Genomic DNA, 15,418 nt, shown 5'->3' on the forward strand with positions numbered 1-15,418 from the left:
TCAGGCGTCCCAGGACAGCAGGGGTTCACCGAACGACCCGGGGAGCCCGAAGGATCCGAAGCGGGGCGTCCACCACCGTGTGAACTCCGACTCGTAGGCCAGGAGCCGCTCGGAGAAGGCGGCCAGGTCCACGCCCTCGTCGAATTCGAGGTAGACGATGAACTCGGCGCCGCCGTCGTCGTTGGGCTGGAGCCACATCCGTTCCCGGTGGTAGCCGACCTCCCGGGCCCGGGTGTCCAGACCGGGGAGGTGGTCCCTGTTCAGGGCGGTGAGCAGGTCCCGGAACTCCTGGACGCGCTCCCGGGGGATCGGGAGGGTCCACGCTGTACTCGTCATGCCGTCTCCTCGGCCTCGGGTGTCCGCCGCGCGTTCCGGGCGGTCCCGGCCCGCCCGGTGCGGTGTGCTCTCGATGATCCGGGGAGCCGGGCGGGGGAGGAAGACCGCGTCGAGGGTGGTACTGGCAGGACCAGGCTCGCCCGACGGCACGGGGCGGGGACAATGGGGGTATGTCGAGCAGCGATCGGACCGAGTTCGGGGAGTACCTGCGGCGGCGCAGGGCCGCGATGAGCCCTCCGGAGCCGCGGGGCGGGGTGCGGGTGTCCCGTCGGCGGGTCCCGGGGCTCCGCCGCCAGGAGGTCTCCGACATCGCCGGTATCTCGGTGGAGTACTACACGCGCCTGGAACAGGGCAGGGCGCCGCGCCCCTCGCGTGAGATCCTCTCCTCGCTGGCCCGGGCGTTCGGGCTCTCGGACGCCGAACGCGACCACCTCTTCCGGCTGGGGGGCGAGCCCCCGCCCGAACCGGCCTCGCCCTCGTCGGTCATCCGCCCCGGGCTGCTGCGCCTGCTGCGGGGCCTGGACGAGACGATGCCGGTCACCGTGCACGACGGGCGGCTCGACCTCCTGGCCCGCAACAAGGCAGCGCAGGAGCTGCTGGGGTCCTTGACCGGCGGTGGTCCGTTCGAGCGCAACATCGCCTACCAGGCCTTCACGACCGACGTGCTCGCGCAGCTGCTCGGGGGAGAGGGCGCGGACCTGTTCCTGCGGGTCGCCGCCGCCGAACTCCGGACGGCGCTGAGCCGGTACCCCGGCGACGACTACCTTCGCGCCCTGCTCGCCGAGCTCACCGCGACCAGTCAGAGTTTCCGTGACCACTGGGAGGAGGGGGAGGTCGGCGTTTCGAGGTCCGCGGTCAAACAGATGCGCCACCCGACGCGGGGGTGGGCCCGCTTCGAGATCGAGGTGCTCCACGACCCCGAGCGGGACCACTGGATCATGCTGTACACGCCTCACGGAGACGGGTAGTCCCGCACGCCGGGAGGGGCGGCGTCAGTCCCTGGGCGCGACGGCGTGTTCGAAGCCCAGTTCCCGGAGGGCGGTGCGCAGCCGCTCGGCCGAGCGGTCGAGGACGGCGTGGTCCGTCTCGGTCTCGACGCCGCTGACGTCGAAGTCGGACATGTTCCAGACGGGGGCCACGTGGACGTGCATGTGCGGAACCTCGAAGCCCGCGACGAGCAGTCCGGCGCGGGGCGCGTTCCAGGCGGTGCGAACGCCCCGGCCGACGGCCTGGGCCACTTCCATGCACCTGGTCAGGAGGGCGGGGTCGGCATCGGTCCAGTGGTCGATCTCCGCCCGGGGGACGACCAGGGTGTGGCCCGGCCGGAGCGGGGCGATGGACAGGAAGGCCACGACCTCGGGGTCCTTCCACACGAAGTGTCCGGGGAGGTCGCCGGCGATGATCTGGGAGAAGAGGGTCGGCAAGGGCAGGCCTTTCCAGCAAGGGCGGGGACAGACGGTTCCTCACAGTGTGGGGGCCGGGGGCCGGTGGGTCGTCCGGGGCCGGTGGGCGCTGCGGGGGCGGCCTGTCGCCACCGACCCCGGACAGCTCCACGGTTCCGACCCATTTGAACTGGTGTTTCCTCATCTCGGTGTCGACGGTCAACCGGGCCGAAGATGCCGTGGACGCGTTGGGTCCCGGCGGTTGGATCGCTCTACCGCGTGGTCCGATCATCGGCGTGCCGCGCACTCGCCTCCCGGGAGAGGGCCAGTGCGGCGACACCGGCTGCTGTGAGCATGAGCCCCGCGAGCAGCACGAGCACGGTTGTGTGGGAACGACTGCCCGCAGCACCGACCAGGGATCCGATCCCGGTGACGCCGAGTGCCGCGCCGAGCTGGACGACGAGCAGGACGGCCGTGGTGCCCCTCCCGGCCATCGCTGCCGGGAGTATGCGGTAGATGCTGGCGAAGGTCGGCGCGGATACCGATCCGAAGGAGAGGCCGGTGAGGCACAGAAGGAGCGTGCACACCAACGCGGGGGAGGGCAGGAGTTGCGAGCAGGCCGCCAGGAGAGCCAGGGAACCCGCTGAACAGGACGCTGCGGTGGTGACGATCCTTCGGGATCCGACGCGGTCCGAGAGCGCTCCGGCGACGCTCATCGACACCAGCATTCCCGTTCCGAAGGCCGCCAGTGGCACCGCCTGGGTGAACCCGCTGAGATTCCATGACCGTGCGGCCATCAGGGGCACGAGAGTGAGTATGGAGAACAGCAGCACGCCACCCGTACCCATGATCGCGGCGGCTCCGGAGAAACGACGGTCGGTGAAGAGCCGGGGGTCGATGATCGGCGCGGGTACGCGCAGAGAACGCCAGACGTAGGCGGTCAACAGCAGTGCGCCCAGTACACCCGCGGTGAGCGCCGACCACGGCGTTCCAGCGGAGAGCCGACCGACGGCGAACAGGTTTGCGGTGAAGCCGAGACCGAGCAGGACCAGGCCGACAAGGTCGAACCGGTGGGCCTGAGCTGCCCCTGCGGCTGATGAGTCGGTGCCGGGGGACGTTCTCCACCGACCCAGGGAAAGAGCCAGGAGTACGCCAGCCAGGAGTACGGGCGGTACGGCGAAGAGGAAGACGCTGCGCCAACCCGCGGCGGACAACAGAGCGGTGCCGATGACGGGTCCGACCGCCGGGGCGAGGTTGATCACCATGGACATCAGCCCCATGACCGCGCCGATGCGTCTGCGGTCGGTGATCTGCGAGATCAAGGCCAGGCAGGCGGGCTCCAGGACTCCGCCGCCGAGCCCCTGTACGGCGCGTGCCGCGATGAGCTGTTCGAACGTCACCGCCGATCCGCTTCCCAGCGCACCCGCCGCGAAGACCGCGAGACCCACCAGCAGCACCGGGCGGCCGCCGAATCGGTCCACAGCCCACCCGGCGAAGGGGAGCGCCAGTCCCGCCGTCAACAGGAAGACCGTCGTGACCCACACGATCGAACTCATGGAGGTCCCAAGAGCCTCCGCCAGGGTGGTGAGCGCCATCGACGTGACCGAACTGACCAGTACCGAGACGAAGCCGATGACCGCCAGCGCGGCGACCGCCAGGGGGAGAGAACGCGCGGAGACGCTTGCCGGTGTCATCGGTCCCTTCCGTACCAGACGGCGACCAACGCGGTGACCCCCGGGAGAGCCGGAAGACAGAGCAGGGTCAGGCCCAACCACAGGGGAACGATCCGGTCGTACGCACCGACCCCGGCCCCGGCGCTGAGGATGAGCACCCCCATGCCGACCGCGAACAGGGCCGTGACCACCCCGCGCTCCCGCCACCCGCGCCGAACCGCCGCCAGGGCGAAGAACCATCCCGCGAGCCCTGCCGCGCCGACGATCACCAGGTAGAGGATGATCGCCGTCCGGGCGGCGGCCATCTCGGCGGCGCCCCACTGGGGGTAGGCGGCCCGCACGTGTCGTTCCACCGACCCGAAGAGCCACAGATCCAGGACCGGCAGCAGGATGCACACCACCTGCAGACCGGCGCCGATCTGCAACGCCTGTGTGAGGTTCCCACCGCCCCCGTTGCGGGGGCCCTGCTTCTCGGCTGACATGGCGCACCACCTCTCTTACGGTGTATGAGACGGCTTGATGCTACTCTTACGCCGTAAGAGAGGTCAATCGGGGGGTGGCATGGGCCAAACGCGCGTCCAGGGCAAGCACGCCGGTCTGAGTCGGCGCCGGGTGCTGCGAACCGCCGTGGGACTGGTCGACTCCGAAGGGGTCGCCGCGCTGTCCATGCGGCGGCTGGCTCGCGAGCTCGACGTGGAGGCGATGACCCTCTACCACCACGTGCGCAACAAGGAGGCGCTTGAGGACGCGATCGTCGAACACGTCCTCGCCGAGTCGATCCGCGAACCCGAGGCGTCGGTCTCGTGGCAGGAGGCGATCACCGGTTATGCGCTCGATCTGCACCGAGGACTGCTCGCCCATCCGGGGGTGGCCACCCTCTTCGCCACCCGCCCCGCCCTGACCGGTCGGAACCTTCGCGAACTCGAAGGCCTCCTGCGCATCCTCACCACGGCGGGTTTCACCGCTGGGACCGCCCTGACCATCGTGCACGCGACGGCCTCGTCCGTGCTCGGGCAACACCTGACCAAGCGGGACGAGAACTCCGGCGGCCCCGCGCCTGGAAGTGCCGACCTGCCCTTGGTGAACGAGGCCCTCGAAGCGGGGTTTCCCGGTGTCGACGCCCGGGTGGGGTTCACCCTGACCGCACTCGTCACCGGTTATGAGAGTCTCCTGTGAAAGACGCGGGATTCCCGGCGCGTCGCCGTCGTCGTCCTCCGCGCGCTGATCAGGTTCCGGAACGGGACACGCCTCCGAGCAGGGCGGGACGGGCGGATCCTGTGGTGGGTGTGCACCGGTTCGTGCACGGGCTCCTGGTGCCGGTGTGACCTACGCGACTGGCCGCGCGGATACACCCGGGGGTATAGTGGGGGCATGGGCGGAAGGAGACCAGATGAAGCCTGAAATGGTGGGCGACGCCATCACGCGACTCAAGCGCGCGCAGGGCCAGCTCTCCGGTGTCATCTCGATGATGGAGGCGGGGGAGGACTGCGCCGCCGTCCTCCAGCAGCTGGCCGCGGTCTCCCGGGCCCTGGACCGGGCGGGGTTCAAGATCGTCGCGAGCGGCATGCGGCACTGCAACACCGCACGCGAGCGGGGCGAGGAGCCCGAGCTCACCGAGGAGGAGCTGGAGAAGCTGTTCCTGGCGCTGGCCTGAGGGTTCGCGGGCGCCGACCGGGTGTCGGGCGCCCGCGCGCCGCCTTTCCCGCGGAGTTCCACTCCGGCCTCTGCCCGGGTGCCTCCATGATTTCTGGATACTCCCCCCAGTATGTGGGGGCGGATATCGGGTAGTCCGGGTTACCGCGCGCCCGGAGTCCCGCTCCGTCCACCGGATACCCCCGGGTGTATCCAGATCCACTCCCACGCCACCGAAGGAAGGAAACACATGAGTGACCACGGCATCGACGTGCGCGCCGTGCGCGTACTGCTCGAAACCGACCCCCGCGCCCTGATCGTCGACGTGCGCACCCCCGCCGAATACGAGGGCTCGCACATCCCGGGGGCTGTCAACCTGCCGCTGGATCAGGTGGACGCCCACCTGGAGCGCATCGTCACCGGCGCGCGCGGCCCCCTCGTTCTGGTCTGCCGCTCCGGCAGGCGGGCCGGGCGGTGCCGGAACACGTTGGCGGGGGCGGGCCTGGGCGACACGGTCGTGCTGGAAGGCGGCATGAACGCCTGGGAGGCGCAGGGGGCGCCCCTGGAGCGCGGCCGCGAGAGATGGGCGCTGGAACGCCAGGTCCGGCTGGTGGCGGGCGGCATCGTCCTGGGCTCGGTGCTCACCTCCCTGATGTGGTTCCCGGCGGTGGCGGTCGCCGGGGTCGTCGGTGCGGGGCTGGTCTTCGCCGCCGTCACCGACACCTGCGCCATGGGCATGGCCCTGTCCCGCCTTCCCTACAACCGGCCGAGCGAGGAGGTCGACATCGAGGACTCGCTGGCCCGCATCGGCGTCGGCCGATGAGCGCACGCGAACAGGGCCGCCTTCTGCCCTCTGGATACTCCCCCCGGTATCCGAACAGGGCTGACACACCACACAGCACCAATCGGACAAGGAGCAGAGCATGCTGTTGGAACGCCTCTACGACGAAGACCTCGCCCAGGCCGGCTACTTCGTCGGCTGTCAGGCCAGAGGAGAGGCCGTCGTGGTCGACGCCCGCCGCGACATCGACGACTACCTCGCACTGGCCCGCGCACACGGCATGCGCATCGTCGCCGTGACCGAGACCCACATCCACGCCGACTACCTCTCCGGCACCCGCGAACTCGCCGCGGCCACCGGCGCCACCGCGTACGTCTCCGGCGAGGGCGGTCAGGACTGGCAGTACGGGTTCGACGCCGAACGGCTGCTCGACGGTGACGCCATCACCGTCGGCAACATCACGGTCCGCGCGAGCCACACCCCCGGGCACACGCCCGAGCACCTCTCCTTCCTGGTGACGGACGGGGCGTTCAGCCGCGACCCCGGCTACCTGCTCTCGGGTGACTTCGTCTTCGCCGGCGACCTGGGCCGTCCCGACCTGCTCGACGAGGCCGCCGGGGGGACCGGCACCCGGTTCGAGGGCGCCCGCCAGCTCTTCGAGAGCCTGCGCCGGGTGTTCCTGAACCTGCCGGACCACGTCCAGGTCCTTCCCGGACACGGGGCGGGCAGCGCCTGCGGCAAGGCCCTCGGCGCGCTCCCGGCCACCACGGTCGGATACGAGCGGCTCAACGCCTGGTGGGGGCCCTACCTGCGCGCCGACGACATGGAGGGCTTCGTCGCGGAACTGCTCGACGGGCAGCCCGACGCCCACGCCTACTTCGCGCGGATGAAGCGCCAGAACAGGGAGGGGCCCCGAATCCTGGGCCGCCTCGCCCCGCCGCCCGCGCTCTCCGGCGAGGAGGTCGGCAGGTCCCTGAACGAGGGCGGGAGCGTCCTCGTCGACACCCGGACCCACGCCGAGGTCCACCGGGGCACCGTGGCGGGGGCGCTGAACATCCCGGGTCCGGCCAAGGCCGCGACCTTCGGGGCCTGGGCCCACGACCCCGAGTCCGAAACCCGCCCCCTGGTGCTGCTCGCCGACGACGGGGACACCGCCCGCCGGGTGCGCGACCACCTGTTGCGCGTCGGCATCGACCACGTGTCCGGTTACACAACCAGCACGGAGGGCCTGCCGAGGACCGTGCCGCCGCGCGTCACCCCCGAGGAACTCGAACAGGCCGGTGCCGCGCTCCTGCTGGACGTGCGCACCAGGGGCGAGCACGCCGAGGGGCACATCCCCGGTTCGCGGCAGCTCAGCGCGGGCCGTGTGCTGTGGAACCTCGACGCGCTGCCGACCGACGGCACCATCGTGAGCTACTGCCAGTCGGGCGCCCGCAGTTCCGTGGCGGCCTCGGCTCTGCGCCGCGCGGGATACGACGTCGTCGAACTCGACCGGGGTTACGGAGCCTGGGAGGACTGGAGGCGGGACCGGCACGCGTCGGTACGCGCTGGTGCCGACTGAGGCACACGGCGGGGCCGCGCCCGCCGCCCCGCGGAGCGGGGCGCGTGCGTGCGCGGCCCGCCCCGCGTCGTCCGGGCGGCCCCGCGTCGTCGGACCGCCCCCCGCGCCCCACCATTCCCGAGCCAACGGCCGCCCGCATCCGCGGCGGCGAGCCACGCAAGCGGAGTCAACATGGAGTTTCAGATCGTCCTCGCCCTGGGCCTCGCCGTGGTGGTCGGGCTCGCACTCGGACTGCTCGGCGGAGGCGGTTCCATTCTGATGGTGCCGCTGCTGACCTACGTCGCGGGCATGGACCCCAAGGAGGCCATCGCCGCGTCCCTGTTCGTCGTGGGCGTCACCTCGCTCGTCGGCGCGCTCGCGCACGCACGTGCGGGAAACGTGCGCTGGCGTACCGGGCTGGTGTTCGGAGCCGCCGGGATGGCGGGGGCCTTCGCCGGCGGCGTGGTGGGAGCGCACGTCCCCGGCGCCCTGTTGATGACCGCCTTCGCCCTCATGATGGTCGCGACCGCCCTGGCCATGCTCCGGGGCGGGAGGGCGACCTCCGGCCGGGGGACGGCCGCCGCGGCGCCGCCGCTGGGACGCGTCGTCCTCGACGGAGTGGTGATCGGCGCGGTCACCGGGCTGGTCGGCGCCGGAGGAGGCTTCCTCGTCGTGCCCGCCCTGGTGCTGCTGGGCGGACTGGCCATGCCGGCCGCCGTGGGCACCTCCCTGCTCGTGATCGGCATGAAGTCCTTCGCCGGACTCACCGGTTACCTGACCGCCGTGAGCCCGGACTGGGCCCTGGTCGGCGCGGTCAGCGCGCTCGCGGTGGCCGGTTCGCTCGTCGGGGTGCGCCTGACCTCCCGCGTGCCCGAAGCCGCCCTGCGCAAGGGGTTCGGTGGCTTCGTGCTGATCACGGGGGTGTTCGTGCTGGTCCAGGGGCTCTCCGACCCCCTCGGCTCGGCCCTGGTCGCCGCGGCGGCGGGTCTGGCGGCCCTGGCCCTGGTGTGCCGCCTGGTCGGTGACCGCTGTCCCCTGGTCCCCCTCCTCCGGCCGCGCGCTGGATGACCGGTGCGGATGGCCGGCGGAAAGCAGCCCCTCAACCCCTTTTTTTCCGGCCGGGCGCCGGATGGATCGAGGCGGATACGCCCGATCCGGTCCGGGTGGGGCCCCTTTTCCGGTCGTGCGCGGGATGACCCCGCCCTCCGCCGGAGGTGCGGCGGCCCCGCGTCGAGACGGACGCCCGCGCGGTTGGCGGCGGGCGGGGCCGACCCTGCCAGCGAGGGCCGGTCCCACCCGGGCGCGACGGGGTGTGCGACGCCCCGGGCGCCGGCCCGCCGGTGCGGACCGGCGCCCGAGTCCGTCGGGCTCGGAGCCGGGGCGCCCGGGCGGGCGCGGTCGGCTCAGAAGCGGTCGACCAGGAGCTGACCGTCCGCGACGCGCTGGCCGCTCAGGCCGCTGCCGTAGTTGGCCTCCACCCGCGAGCGCTCGGAGGCGTTGGGGTAGCGGCTGGTGCAGTTCACGCCGCCGGTGGAGCCCGACATCAGCGACGAGCACGGGCCGGGCTTGGCGTCGGGCAGGCCCAGGCTGTGGCCGAGTTCGTGCGCGGCGATGCGCACCGCGTCGTAGCCCTGGGCGGTGCCCTGGCGGCCCATCCAGACGGTGACCTGCCCGCCCGGGCGCACCGGGCCCAGGTGGGCGCGGGGCCAGCCGTCGTCGGCGACGATCCGGATCTCGGCGCGCCGTCCGGCGGAGGCCGGTTCCAGGCGCACGTTGTTGACGCTGGAGTTCCACACGTTCACGGCCGAGGCGACGGCGGAGGTGTACTCGGCGGCCCGGCTGGCGTCGTAGTACAGGACGGTCTGGCGCAGCGGCTGGGTCTGCTCCGCGGGCGCGGCGGTGGCCGGCGCGGTGCCCACCAGCGTCAGCGCCAGGGCGCTCAGGGCGATCAGGAAGGGCATGAGGACACGTCTCAGCATGGGGGTCTCCCGGGGGTGAGGGTGCTGATGCTGCCTGGTGACCCGGTGGGGTCGGGTCGATGCTATGCGTAGCGGTGTGCCGCCACAAGATGTGCGGGACGCCTAATTGGGGCACCGCGTACCGGTTCGCAGGCCCCGGGGGAGAGCGCGCCGTTCTGTCGTAGAGGTCCGATACAACGGAGGAATCCGTACGCCACGACCACCGCGAGGTACCCCCTGATGGACCGTCCCGCCCTGCCCCTGCCGCCCGCCGACGACGCGTCGCACGTGCCCGGGATGCTGCTCCTGCGCACCGACCACGACGACGAGGCCTGGGACGACGTGCTCTCCCGCATGGGAGAACTGCCCGGTCTGGTGGCGCCCGCCCCCGGCCAGGAGGCCTCCGAGGTGTCGGAGGCCCCCGTTCCCCGTCGCCTGGTCGTGGTGGACGACCCCGCCTGGCGGGGCGCCACCCCCGAGGAGGTGGTCGGGGCCCTGGGCCGGGACGGGGAGTGGGTCCCCGACGTGGTCCTGCTCGCCAACGACAGGACCATGGCCAACGCCGGTCCGCGCCCGCTGCTGGCGTTCCGCGGCACCGGCGGGGAGGCGTTCCGCATCACGCCCCGCCAGGCGGCCCTGACCTACCTGGTGATGCACTGCCAGGACCTGGACGCGGTCCTGGACGACTTCGAGGATTGGGCTCCGGCCGAACCCGAGTGGGAGACCGAGGAGGACGAGACGGTGGAGGACTGGGAGGCCGGCCTCCCCGACCCCGTGGGCGCCCACCTGGAGGCCCAGGAGGCCCCGCCCCGCTACGAGCCCCCGGCCCGGCCCCTGCCTCCGCTCACCCACGCCAACGACGGCCTGCTCGTGCGCACCGACTTCACCGACGAGGCCGCCTGGACGGCGCTCCTGGACACCGTGTACCGCCCGGGTCCGGGCTACGGGAATCCGATCGACGACTTCGGCGACCACATCGGGGTCGTGGACGACCCGGTGTTCGAGGGCGCCACCCCCGAGCAGCTGATGTCGCTGGTCCGCGCCGACCCGGAGGACCCCGACGAGGGCGCCGCGGACGCCCTGCTGGTGGCGGACCGGACCGCCATGAGCGATCCGGAGCACCGGCTCCTGGTCGTCCCGCTGGAGGCGCACGCGGGGCGCACCTTCCGGCTCGTCCCGGAGAAGGCCGGGCTCATGCTGGTCAACCTGGCCATCGCCAACCAGGACGTCGAGGACTACATGGACGTGGAGGAGAAGGCACACATGCACGGGTGGTGGTGACCCGTGGGGGCGGGGCTCCGCCCGGCCGGAGGGGCCTGCGCCCCCGCCCTCGGTGCGGGCGGGCCTCCCCGCGGCCGGTTCCGGCGGGGGCGGGCGGCCGTGACCGCCTCGCCGGCCAGCACGGGCCGCCGTTCCCGCCGACGCGCGGTAGGTTGCGGATATGGATGAGAGCGGGAGCCACCGTGCCGACGAGGGCGACGCCGACGTGCTCCGTGCAGTGGGCGCACGGCTGCGGGGCCTGCGCAACCGCGCGCGGCTGACCCTCGCCGAGCTGTCGGAGCGCACGGGGGTCACCCCGAGCACGCTGTCGCGCCTGGAGACCGGGCGCGTGCAGCCGACGCTGGGCCAGCTGCTCCCGCTCTCGCGCGTGTACCGGGTGCCCATCGACGAACTGGTGGACGCGCCCAGGGTGGGCGATCCGCGGGTGCACCTGCACCCGGTGCGCCGCTTCGGCCTGACGTTCGTCCCGCTCACCCGGCGCGCGGGCGGGGTCCAGGCCTACAAGGTCCTCTACCCGCCCGCGCGGACGCTGCCGCCGCCCGAGCTGCGCACACACGAGGGGCACGAGTGGTTCTACGTGCTCTCGGGGACCATCCGGCTGGTCCTGGGCGCCGAGCAGGACCTGCTGCTGGGCGCGGGGGAGGCGGTCGAGTTCGACACCCGGACCCCGCACTGGATCGGCAACCCCGCCGAGGACGAACCGGCGGAGACCATCGCGATCTTCGGAACCCAGGGCGAACGCGTCCACCTGCACGGGACCTGAGGGGGCCGGGCGCGCGGAGCGGACGGACACCCGCACAGCCGCGTGCCCGCCCCCGGCCCGCCGGAGACGGGGCCGCAGGGGGAGGGGCCCGGAACCACCGGGGGAGACCCGGGGCGATCGCGGGAGACGCCCGGAGCTGTCGGGGACGCGCCGTGCGCACGTGCTTTTGCAGTTCTGCAAGAGAACTGGCCCCGCGGCCCCGGCGGGGCGAACACTGGCGTCCATGGAGACAGACGAGAACACCTCGCCCAGCCGCGATTTCTGGGAACCCCGCTACCGGGACGATGACCCCTCGACGCCGCCGCCCGGCCCCAACGCGGCCTTCGCGCGACTCGCCGGGGAACTGGCCCTGGTGCCACCGCCGGAGCCGGGAAGCGGGGCGGGCCCGCCCCGCGCCCTCGAACTCGCCTGCGGCCGGGGCGGGGACGCCCTGTGGCTGGCGGGCCGGGGCTGGAACGTCACGGCCGTCGACGTCGCGGAACACGCCCTGGCCGTGCTGGCCGAGCGGGCCCGCCGCGCCGGGGTCCAGGGCTCCCTCACCACGCGGCGCCACGACCTGGCGCTGTCGACCCCGGACACCGGACCGCGGGACCTGGTCTACGCGAACTACTTCCACACCCCGGTGGACATCGACCGTGACGCCGCGCTGCGCCGGGCCGCACGATCGGTGGGCGGGGGCGGGCTGCTGGTCGTGATCGACCACGCGTCCAGCGCGCCCTGGTCCTGGGAGCAGCGCGACGACTTCCCCGCACCCGAGGACCTGTGGCGGTCGCTGGACCTGGGAACCGACTGGACCGGACTCGTGTGCGAGCGGCGTTCGCGGACGGCCCACGGCCCCGACGGCCGGAGCGCGCGGGTGAGCGACAACGTGGTGGTGGCCCGGCGCCGCTCGGGGGTGGCGCCGGAGGAGTCCGCGAAGACGCCCGCCGCGCCTTCGCGCCGACGCGACCAGCCCCCGCCCGGGACCGGCCCCGGAGAGAAGGAGGTCCTCACCGGGTTCCTGACCTACCTGCGCGAGAGCGTCCTCGCCAAGCTGGACGGCGCACCGGAGCGGCACGTGCGCGCCCCGGGCGTCGCGTCCGGCACGAACCTGCTCGGCCTGGTCAAGCACCTGGCCCACGTCGAGCGCTCCCTCTTCCTCGGGGAGGAGGTCGGCGACTGGCAGGCCACGTTCCACGCCGATGCGGGCGAGACCACGTCGGGCGTTCTGGAGGGGTACCGCGACGCCGTCGCCGCCGCCGACCGGGCCATCGCCGCCTGCGACGATCTCGGCGGGCCCGCGCACGCGGGGCGCCGGAACAGGTCGGCCCCGTCGATGCGGTGGGCGCTCGTGCACATGATCGAGGAGACCGGCCGCCACGCAGGGCACCTGGACATCCTCCGCGAGCTGGTCGACGGCCGCACCGGCCGCTGACCGCCACCGCGCCCTCCCGCGCACCCCTCCCACCGCCTCACGGGCCGGGACCGGTGCGACGGGGACCTCAGCGGCCCCCGGGGGCGGAGGCCGGGTCCGCCGCGACCGCGCCGGGGCGCCACAGGACCGCCGCCGCCAGGGCGCACGCCCCGGTGAGCACCCCGGCGCCGCCCAGCACCAGGACCGGTTCCAGGCCTCCGGCCCATCCGGCCAGTGGGTAGGTGAGCAGGAAGCAGGCGTGGGAGAGGGAGAACTGGGCGGCGAAGACCCCCGCCAGCGAGCCCTCGGGAGCGGCCTCGCGCAGCAGCCGCCCCGTGGGCGCGGACACCAGCGCGCACCCCGCGCCCAGCACCGCCCACCCCGCGCCGAGCACCAGCGGCCCCGGCGCCAGAGCCCAACCCAGAGCCAGTGCCGCCGCTCCCGCCGTGAGGACGCCGGGCCCGGTGAGCATGAGCGCGCGCGTGCCGAACCGGTCCACCAGTGCTCCCAGCGCCAGCGCCACCGCCATCGAACCGCCGCCGAAGCAGGCCAGCACCAGCGCCACGGCGGTGTCGCCGCCGCCCAGGTGGGAGCGGACGAGGACGACGGTGTCGACCAGGACCAGCGCGGTGACCACGGCCACCGCCGTGTTCAACGCCGTCAGCGCCAGCAGGCGCCGGTCGGTGCCGAAGGCCCGCCAGCTCGCCGCGGCCCGGCGCGGGCTCCGCGACTCGGGCGTCGGGGCGGGCAGGGCGGTGGTGGCCACCAGGGCGGCGGAGACGGCGAAGCCGAGCGCGGTCAGCGTGAACAGGCCGTCGAAGGGCACCGCGAGCAGCACGAGTGCGGCCAGCAGCGGCGAGGCCAGCGCCTCCAGGTCGTAGGCCAGCCGGGACAGGGCCAGTGCCGAGGTGTAGCCGCGGTCGTCCACCAGTTCGGGGATGACCGCCTGGAAGGTGGGGGTGAAGGCCGCCGAGGCGCACTGGAGCACGGCGATGAGCGCGTACACCTGCCAGACCTGGTCCACGAACGGCAGGCAGGCCACCGCCAGGGCGCGCACCGCGTCCGAGCCCATCAGCACCGCCTTGCGCGGGGCCCGGGCCAGGGCCGCGGTCAGCAGCGGCCCCGCGCCCACGTAGGCGAGCATCTTGACGGTCAGGGCGGTGGCCACTACCCGTCCCGCCTGGCCCGGGGCCAGATCGTAGGCCAGCAGCGCCAGGGCGACCGTGGCCAGCCCGGTGCCCGCCAGCGCTACGACCTGGGCGTAGAACAACCTGCGGTAGGACGCGAAGTCCGCCAGTACCCGCCACACCCTGACCACCACCCGGAGAAGTAGGAAGAGCTCGACCAGGCGCACCATATAAGTGCGCAAGTACGCACATGATGTCATATAGCGCGGGGTCCTTCCCCCTCCGGGCCCTAGACTGCGCACATGCGCACCAGCGACGAGCAGGCCGTCCCCAGCCGCGTGCACCCGGCTCCGCCCGAACCCGAGCGGCTCGCCGTGGCCGCGAGCGTGTTCGCCCTGCTGGCCGACCCCACCCGGCTGCACCTGCTGTGGACCCTGGCCGGGGGCGAGGCGGACGTGGGCCAGCTGACCGAGGCCTGCGGAGCGTCGCGCACCGCGGTCTCCCAACACCTGGCCAAGCTGCGCCTGGCCGGACTGGTGGAGTTCCGCAAGGAGTCCCGGCACGCCATCTACCAGCTGCGCGACGGCCACCTGCGCCGCCTGGTGCTGGAGGCGCTCAACCACGCCGACCACGTCGTGACGGGCGAACCCTTCCACGACTGACTGTGGGTGTGTGTAGTGAGTGGCTTGTCCGAACAGGTCCGACCCACCGACTGACCGACGCCGACAGGTTGTCCTTGATGTGATGCGTCGGCCTGCTCGGGAGAGCCGCTACACGCGACCGGCCGGGCGATCGTGACCTCATAGGAGCTTGGTCCAGAAACCCCGTCCCGGGGCGTCCGCGCCGCCGCGAGGCCGAGGCGGCCCGCCCGGCTCCGGTGGAACGCCTGACGCACCGGCGTGTCCCAGCGTCCGCCGACAGCGGTGCGGGGTTCCCCTGTCCCGTGGCCGCCGAACACCCCGGCGACACCACCGCTACAGTTCCTGACATGGACCGGCACACCTCCACGCGGCGACAGCGCACCCTCGCGGTGCCGCTGGTCGCGCTGGTGCTCATGTGCTTCATGTGCGCGCTGTGCCACAGCACGGGCCCGGTCACCCAGGCCGTTTCCGCAACCGCAGCCGCCGCGTCCACCGCTGCCACCGCCGCCGCGACGGCCGACTGCCCGGAGCGGCCCCGGGAGGCCGCCGCGGTCACCGACGCGGCCCCGGCCGCCGCCCCGCAGGCCGCGCACGCGTGCGAGGTGACCGAGGGGCACGGACTGCCCACCGCGCCGCCCCTGTTCCTCGTCGCCCTCGGCGTCGCCCTGGTCCTCGCGCTCCTGCTGGCCCCGCGCCCGGGACCGGCCCCGCGCCCCGTCAGCCGCCCGCCCCTGGCCCCCCACGGGTACGGGCTGCTGACCCTGCTCTGCGTCCAACGGGTCTAGGACACGGTCACCCGCCCCTCCCCGCGTCCCGCGCGAGGAGGTCCGCGGCCGCGCCCCGCGCGGCCCCCTCCACGTGACCGTCTCCCCGGGCGCGCTCCGCCGCGCCCCGCACCCCAGGACACACCC

17 protein-coding genes are annotated in these 15,418 nt (G+C 73.3%); 11 read left to right on the plus strand and 6 right to left on the minus strand.

Annotated features, from left to right (window positions below; genetic code table 11):
- Positions 1-336 (minus strand): hypothetical protein, encoded by a 336-nt coding sequence (locus PV789_RS12860; protein ID WP_274977637.1) that lies wholly within the window; start codon positions 334-336, stop codon positions 1-3.
- 170 nt (positions 337-506) lie between these two features.
- Between PV789_RS12860 and PV789_RS12865 the strand changes: the two genes are divergently transcribed.
- Positions 507-1,304: a helix-turn-helix transcriptional regulator gene (locus tag PV789_RS12865; protein ID WP_274977638.1), complete on the plus strand. Its 798-nt coding sequence runs from the start codon at positions 507-509 to the stop codon at positions 1,302-1,304.
- Positions 1,305-1,328: 24 nt separating this feature from the next.
- On the opposite strand, the gene PV789_RS12870 is transcribed toward PV789_RS12865, so the two are convergent.
- The 3 genes from PV789_RS12870 to PV789_RS12880 all read right to left on the minus strand — a co-directional run bounded on the left by PV789_RS12870 (position 1,329) and on the right by PV789_RS12880 (position 3,873).
- Positions 1,329-1,760 (minus strand): HIT family protein, encoded by a 432-nt coding sequence (locus tag PV789_RS12870; protein ID WP_274977639.1) that lies wholly within the window; start codon positions 1,758-1,760, stop codon positions 1,329-1,331.
- A gap of 230 nt (positions 1,761-1,990) precedes the next feature.
- The gene (locus tag PV789_RS12875; protein WP_274977640.1) at positions 1,991-3,412 is read right to left on the minus strand and encodes an MFS transporter; all 1,422 of its coding nucleotides are present in this window, start codon (positions 3,410-3,412) and stop codon (positions 1,991-1,993) included.
- Entirely contained in the window at positions 3,409-3,873 is a 465-nt protein-coding gene (locus PV789_RS12880) for a hypothetical protein (protein WP_274977641.1), read from the minus strand. The genes PV789_RS12875 and PV789_RS12880 overlap by 4 nt, the downstream gene beginning before the upstream one ends.
- A gap of 79 nt (positions 3,874-3,952) precedes the next feature.
- Here PV789_RS12880 and PV789_RS12885 point away from each other — a divergent pair, with 79 nt between their 5' ends.
- The 5 genes from PV789_RS12885 to PV789_RS12905 all read left to right on the plus strand — a co-directional run bounded on the left by PV789_RS12885 (position 3,953) and on the right by PV789_RS12905 (position 8,412).
- A complete protein-coding gene (locus tag PV789_RS12885) occupies positions 3,953-4,567 on the plus strand; it encodes a TetR/AcrR family transcriptional regulator C-terminal domain-containing protein (protein ID WP_274977642.1) in 615 nt (204 codons plus the stop codon).
- Between the two features lie 226 nt (positions 4,568-4,793).
- Positions 4,794-5,045 (plus strand): metal-sensitive transcriptional regulator, encoded by a 252-nt coding sequence (locus tag PV789_RS12890; protein WP_019611331.1) that lies wholly within the window; start codon positions 4,794-4,796, stop codon positions 5,043-5,045.
- A gap of 228 nt (positions 5,046-5,273) precedes the next feature.
- Positions 5,274-5,846, plus strand: a complete 573-nt coding sequence (locus PV789_RS12895) for a rhodanese-like domain-containing protein (RefSeq protein ID WP_274977643.1) — start codon at positions 5,274-5,276, stop codon at positions 5,844-5,846.
- Between the two features lie 100 nt (positions 5,847-5,946).
- The gene (locus PV789_RS12900) at positions 5,947-7,365 is read left to right on the plus strand and encodes an MBL fold metallo-hydrolase (protein WP_274977644.1); all 1,419 of its coding nucleotides are present in this window, start codon (positions 5,947-5,949) and stop codon (positions 7,363-7,365) included.
- Between the two features lie 171 nt (positions 7,366-7,536).
- A complete protein-coding gene (locus tag PV789_RS12905) occupies positions 7,537-8,412 on the plus strand; it encodes a sulfite exporter TauE/SafE family protein (RefSeq protein WP_274977645.1) in 876 nt (291 codons plus the stop codon).
- Positions 8,413-8,747: 335 nt separating this feature from the next.
- On the opposite strand, the gene PV789_RS12910 is transcribed toward PV789_RS12905, so the two are convergent.
- A complete protein-coding gene (locus PV789_RS12910; RefSeq protein ID WP_274977646.1) occupies positions 8,748-9,323 on the minus strand; it encodes a snapalysin family zinc-dependent metalloprotease in 576 nt (191 codons plus the stop codon).
- 219 nt (positions 9,324-9,542) lie between these two features.
- Here PV789_RS12910 and PV789_RS12915 point away from each other — a divergent pair, with 219 nt between their 5' ends.
- The 3 genes from PV789_RS12915 to PV789_RS12925 all read left to right on the plus strand — a co-directional run bounded on the left by PV789_RS12915 (position 9,543) and on the right by PV789_RS12925 (position 12,760).
- Positions 9,543-10,583 (plus strand): DUF6924 domain-containing protein, encoded by a 1,041-nt coding sequence (locus PV789_RS12915; RefSeq protein WP_274977647.1) that lies wholly within the window; start codon positions 9,543-9,545, stop codon positions 10,581-10,583.
- A gap of 160 nt (positions 10,584-10,743) precedes the next feature.
- Positions 10,744-11,346 carry a helix-turn-helix domain-containing protein gene (locus PV789_RS12920; RefSeq protein WP_274977648.1) on the plus strand — a complete coding sequence of 201 codons (603 nt, stop codon included), beginning with the start codon at positions 10,744-10,746 and terminating at the stop codon, positions 11,344-11,346.
- 223 nt (positions 11,347-11,569) lie between these two features.
- Positions 11,570-12,760 (plus strand): mycothiol transferase, encoded by a 1,191-nt coding sequence (locus PV789_RS12925; RefSeq protein WP_274977649.1) that lies wholly within the window; start codon positions 11,570-11,572, stop codon positions 12,758-12,760.
- A 67-nt stretch (positions 12,761-12,827) separates the two neighbouring features.
- On the opposite strand, the gene PV789_RS12930 is transcribed toward PV789_RS12925, so the two are convergent.
- Positions 12,828-14,108 (minus strand): MFS transporter, encoded by a 1,281-nt coding sequence (locus PV789_RS12930; RefSeq protein WP_274977650.1) that lies wholly within the window; start codon positions 14,106-14,108, stop codon positions 12,828-12,830.
- A 60-nt stretch (positions 14,109-14,168) separates the two neighbouring features.
- Here PV789_RS12930 and PV789_RS12935 point away from each other — a divergent pair, with 60 nt between their 5' ends.
- The gene (locus PV789_RS12935) at positions 14,169-14,528 is read left to right on the plus strand and encodes an ArsR/SmtB family transcription factor (protein WP_013152750.1); all 360 of its coding nucleotides are present in this window, start codon (positions 14,169-14,171) and stop codon (positions 14,526-14,528) included.
- A gap of 326 nt (positions 14,529-14,854) precedes the next feature.
- Positions 14,855-15,292 carry a hypothetical protein gene (locus PV789_RS12940; RefSeq protein WP_274977651.1) on the plus strand — a complete coding sequence of 146 codons (438 nt, stop codon included), beginning with the start codon at positions 14,855-14,857 and terminating at the stop codon, positions 15,290-15,292.
- Positions 15,293-15,418 lie beyond the last annotated feature (126 nt).

The organism is Nocardiopsis camelliae (assembly GCF_028993595.1).
Taxonomy (GTDB): domain Bacteria; phylum Actinomycetota; class Actinomycetes; order Streptosporangiales; family Streptosporangiaceae; genus Nocardiopsis; species Nocardiopsis dassonvillei.